Source organism: Segeticoccus rhizosphaerae, from assembly GCF_009192725.1.
GTDB lineage: Bacteria > Actinomycetota > Actinomycetes > Actinomycetales > Dermatophilaceae > Segeticoccus > Segeticoccus rhizosphaerae.
Genome location: NZ_VOHR01000286.1, coordinates 1 through 4698 on the forward strand (window position 1 = coordinate 1; position 4698 = coordinate 4698).

The window sequence follows — 4698 nt, forward strand, 5'->3', positions numbered from 1 at the left end:
CGAGCACGCCCGCCAGAAGCCCGAATCGGGCGGCCGGACGCCACGGCACCGGCCGCGGAGCCCAGCTCAGGCCCACCGGGAGGATCACCGCCATGGCCACCAGCTGCCCCGGCACGAGCGGCCAGGCCCCCGAGCCGGTCCCGGCCTGGCCGAGGGCCGCGAACAGCGAGCCGAACCCGAGCCCCGCCACCAAGCCGTAGCCGATGCCGTTGCTGCGTCCGGCGTCCTGCGCCTCACCGTGCCAGGAGACCAGCACGATGGCCGGAAGCGCTGCCGCCATGCCGACGAGCGCCAGGGTCGAGGGCCGGTCCCCGCTGGCGATCCCGACCAGCGCCGGGAGCAGGGCGGCGATCACCGCGGACAGCGGTGAGACGACTCCCATCCGGGCCTCCGCCAGGCCCCGGTAGAGCGCCACCGTGCCGATGCCTGCTCCGAGGCCACTGACCGCGCCCCAGGCCAGCGCCGAGGGGTCCGGCCCACCGTGCCGTAGCAGGAGCACGGCCACCAGCGCCGATAGCAGGCTCATCAACTGGGACCAGATGGCGAGGGCACCGACGCTGGAGCGGCGACCGCCCAGGCCGCCAATGAAGTCGGACGTGCCGTAGGCGATCGCCGCCAGCAGCCCGAGCGCGACTCCCATCCGGGGAGGGTATGCCACCGCCCCGCATGTGCCCGTGGGCGACCCGGCTCCCGGGCTGTCGCAGGCTCGCCCGCCGACTGAGGCACGGTGGCGGCAACGATCGACACACGAGAATGTCCGAGGCGTCGACACAGCAGGCCTCGGCAAGGCAGGCTGGGGCCATGCTGCGCACCCACAGCCCGGTCCGTGCGCTCACGGTGGCCGACCGCGACGAGGCCCTGGCGGTGTGTGCGACCGATCCGGCGGCCAACGTCTTCGTGTCGGCACGGATCCTCGAGGGGGCTCTCGGGAGCCATCAGGGCGAGCTGCTGGGCTTCGCTGACGGTGGCGGACTGCGCTCGTTGTGCTGGGTGTCGGCCAACGTGGTGCCGGTCGCGGTCGACGAGGAGTCGTTGTCGGCGTTCACCGGTCGGCTGCGCCGGCGCCGACGCGAGTGCTCCTCGCTGTTCGGTCCGGCTGAGGCGGTGCTGCCGTTGTGGCAGCGGCTCTCCCGCTACTGGGGGCGTGCCATCGCGGTCCGTGACGACCAGCCGATGCTGTCCATCGACCGCCACCCCCGTGACCTGGGGGTGCCGTTGGACCGCCTCGTCCGGCGCGCCCGGGCCGAGGAGGTCGACGCCGTCGTCCCTGCCGCGGCCGCGATGTTCACCGAGGAGATCGGCTACCCGCCCTACTCCGGCTCGGACGCGCCCTACCGTGCAGGCGTCTCGTCCCTGATCGCCCGTGGGCACACCTTCGTGCGCACCGAGGATGGGCGGGTCATCTTCAAGGCGGACGTCGGCTCGGTCGGCCAGGGTGTCGCGCAGATCCAGGGCGTCTGGGTGGCGCCCAGCCACCGGGGCCGCGGCCTCGCAGTCCCCGCGATGGCAGCGGTCGTGCAGCAGGTGCAGGACGAGATCGCGCGCGAGGTCACGCTCTACGTCAACAACTACAACGCTGCCGCGCGTGCCACCTACCGACGGGTGGGGTTCGTGCACAAGGGCCGGTTCGCGACCGTCCTGTTGTGACCGGCGGTGTCCGGCACGGCCCGTGGTTCCCCGCCTGGTGTCAAGCCACGCTGGCAAACTCCATGCGCTTCGCGTGCTCCGGGCCTATCGGCGACCTTTGCCAGCACGGCTCGACCCGGGGGAGCCCGGACCGATCCGTAAGGCAGAGGGAATGCAGGTGATCCGGTCACCGGGCGACAGTTATCCTCGGGGGGTCCGGTGCCCACCCGGACGTCCGACGAAGGAGAGCCCGTGACCGCGACAGCCCTGCGCATGTCGACCCTGTTCCTGCGAACCCTGCGCGAGGACCCGGTCGACGCCGAGCTGCCAGGCCACCGGCTCCTGGTGCGGGCCGGTTACATCCGCCGCGTGGCGCCGGGCATCTACAGCTGGCTGCCCCTCGGCATGCGGGTGCTGGCCAAGGTCGAGGGCATCATCCGGGAGGAGATGGACCGGATCGGGAGCCAGGAGGTGCGTTTCCCGGCGCTGTTGCCGCGGGAGCCCTACGAGGCCACTGGCCGCTGGACCGAATACGGCCCGAACCTGTTCCGGCTCAAGGACCGCAAGGATTCCGACCTGCTCCTCGGTCCCACCCACGAGGAGATGTTCTGCCTCGCCGTCAAGGACCTCTACTCCTCGTACAAGGACCTGCCGCTGGCGCTCTACCAGATCCAGCAGAAGTACCGCGACGAGGCGCGGCCCCGTGCCGGCATCCTGCGCGGGCGCGAGTTCATCATGAAGGACTCCTACTCCTTCGATGTCGACCAGGCCGGCCTGCAGAAGGCGTATGACGCGCACCGCGAGGCCTATGTCCGCATCTTCAACCGACTTGGCTTCGAGTACGTCATCGTGCACGCCGACTCCGGCGCCATGGGCGGCTCGGCGTCGGAGGAGTTCCTCGCGATCAACGCCAACGGCGAGGACACCTTCGTCCGGGACGAGCACGGTTACGCCGCCAACGTGGAGGCGGTGGAGGTGCCGCAGGCCAAACCGGTGCAGGTCACTGTCGGCCCGGCACACGTGGAAGACACTCCCGACACACCCACCATCGACACGCTGGTAGCGGCACTGAACGCGAATCACCCACGGGTAGACGGCCGTTCATGGACGAGTGCCGACACGCTGAAGAACGTCATCGTGATGCTCGTCCAGCCGGACGGAACGCGCGAACCCCTCGCGATCGGCCTGCCCGGCGACCGCGAGGTCGACCCGAAGCGGCTCGAGGTCAAGGTCGCGCCGGCCACGGTGGAGCCGTTCGAGGAGAAGGACTTCGCGGCCAACCCGGCGCTGGCCAAGGGATACATCGGACCGGGCGTCCTCGGCGAGTCGCGGGCCAGCGGCATCAGGTATCTCCTCGACCCCTCGATCGCCGACGGCTCGGCGTGGGTCACCGGTGCCGACGAGCACGGCAAGCACGTGCTCGACCTGGTCCACGGCCGCGACTTCACCGCCGACGGCACCATCCAGGCGGCGGAGATCCGCGACGGCGACATCTCACCGGACGGCAACGGCACCCTGACCCTCGCGCGCGGCATCGAGATGGGCCACATCTTCCAGCTCGGCACGAAGTACGCCGAGGCCCTGGGGCTCAAGGTCCTCGACGAGCACGGCAAGCTCGTCACGGTGACGATGGGCTCCTACGGCGTCGGTGTGACGCGCGCCGTCGGCGTCGTCGCCGAGGACAACCACGACGAGCTCGGCCTGGCCTGGCCCCGCGAGGTGGCGCCGGCCGATGTCCACGTGGTGGCCACGGGCAAGGACCCCGCCGTCTTCGTCAAGGCCGACGAGATCGTGAGGTCGTTGGTGGAGCAGGGCATCGACGTGATCTACGACGACCGGCCGAAGGTGTCACCCGGCGTGAAGTTCAAGGACTCCGAGCTGATCGGGGTGCCGACCATCGTGGTCGTCGGCAAGGGCCTCGCCAGCGGTGTCGTCGAGATCAAGGACCGGCGCTCGGGGGACCGACGCGAGGTCCCGGTCGAGGCCATCATCGACGCGGTGGTCACCGAGGTGAACGGGTCCTGATGTCAGCCGAGACGGTCCGGGGGACCCGCGCGTCCGCACCCGTGCGTGCGGTGATCTTCGACTGGGGCGGCACCCTGACACCGTGGCACGAGGTCGATCTGCCCGAGCAGTGGCGGGTCTTCGCCCGAGAGGTCCACGGCGTCCCGGTCGACTCGCCGGACGTTGCCGAGGAGGACGTCGCGGCGGCCGAGCGGCTGGCCGCGCAGATCCTCGAGGTGGAGTCGGCGGCGTGGCGGGGCGGTCGCGAGACCCACTCCAGCGCCACGCTGGAGAGCGTCCTCGATGCCGCGGGCATCGATCCGGCCCACGACCGGCACCACTTGGCGCTCGCGGCCTACCGCAGGTTCTGGGAGCCGCACACCTTCACCGATCCCGACGTGCGCCCGCTGTGGACCGCGTTGCACGACAGGGGAATTCGTGTCGGCGTCCTGTCCAACACCATCTGGAGCCGCGACTACCACCGCGAGATCTTCGAACGCGACGGCGTGCTGGACCTCATCGACGGCGACGTCTACTCCTCCGAGATCGACCATGTGAAGCCGCATCCCGAGGCCTTTCGCGCCGTGTGCGACGCGGTGGGCATCCCGCCCCGGGAGTCGGTCTACGTCGGCGATCGCCTCTTCGAGGACGTCCACGGCCCCCAGCAGGTGGGGATGCGCGCCATCTGGATCCCCCACTCGGACCTGCCGGAGGAACAGCGTGTCGCGGTCGACGCAACCCCCGACGCGGTTGCCGAGCGGCTCGGCGACGTCCTGGACATCGTCGATCGCTGGTGAGCCGGGCTGCTGCGAGGGCGGATCCGGTTGCTCCGCTCAGGTGGTCCGGCTCAGTGCCAGCTGTAGCTGCTCCACGTCGGTCACTTGTGCGTCACAGACGAACCCACGGCACACGTATGCCGTGCCGCCTTCGCCCACCATGGGCCGTCCCTCGAGGAGCGGGAGCCCGGGCTCGTCGGGCCGGCCCAGCGCCAGGACGAGGCCCGGAGAGCCGCTGACGCGCGCGACCGACAGCAGGTCTGCGGCGCGGTCGTCGGTGCCGGAGATCAGA

General features: G+C 70.8%; 4 protein-coding genes and 1 pseudogene. 3 read left to right on the forward strand and 2 right to left on the reverse strand.

The features are described from left to right. The coding region (locus tag FRW57_RS17325) for an EamA family transporter (protein ID WP_152186580.1) at positions 1-640 on the reverse strand (640 nt) is incomplete at its 3' end. 161 nt (positions 641-801) lie between these two features. On the opposite strand from FRW57_RS17325, the gene FRW57_RS17330 reads away from it, so the two are divergent. The 3 genes from FRW57_RS17330 to FRW57_RS17340 all read left to right on the forward strand — a co-directional run bounded on the left by FRW57_RS17330 (position 802) and on the right by FRW57_RS17340 (position 4427). Continuing rightward, positions 802-1647 carry a GNAT family N-acetyltransferase gene (locus FRW57_RS17330; protein ID WP_137122927.1) on the forward strand — a complete coding sequence of 282 codons (846 nt, stop codon included), beginning with the start codon at positions 802-804 and terminating at the stop codon, positions 1645-1647. A gap of 252 nt (positions 1648-1899) precedes the next feature. Further along, the gene (locus FRW57_RS17335; RefSeq protein WP_137122947.1) at positions 1900-3651 is read left to right on the forward strand and encodes a proline--tRNA ligase; all 1752 of its coding nucleotides are present in this window, start codon (positions 1900-1902) and stop codon (positions 3649-3651) included. Continuing rightward, a complete protein-coding gene (locus tag FRW57_RS17340) occupies positions 3651-4427 on the forward strand; it encodes an HAD family hydrolase (protein WP_152186581.1) in 777 nt (258 codons plus the stop codon). Before FRW57_RS17335 ends, FRW57_RS17340 begins: the two co-directional genes overlap by 1 nt. A 36-nt stretch (positions 4428-4463) precedes the next feature. Here FRW57_RS17340 and FRW57_RS23400 read toward each other — a convergent pair. Further along, a pseudogene (locus FRW57_RS23400) lies at positions 4464-4698 on the reverse strand (hypothetical protein); the annotation flags it as partial.

Excerpts from the sequence above, each read along its gene's own strand:
- FRW57_RS17340 (WP_152186581.1), top strand. The coding sequence starts at position 3,651 with ATGTCAGCCGAGACGGTCCGGGGGACCCGCGCGTCCGCACCCGTGCGT.
- FRW57_RS17330 (WP_137122927.1), top strand. The coding sequence starts at position 802 with ATGCTGCGCACCCACAGCCCGGTCCGTGCGCTCACGGTGGCCGACCGC.
- FRW57_RS17335 (WP_137122947.1), top strand. The coding sequence starts at position 1,900 with ATGTCGACCCTGTTCCTGCGAACCCTGCGCGAGGACCCGGTCGACGCC.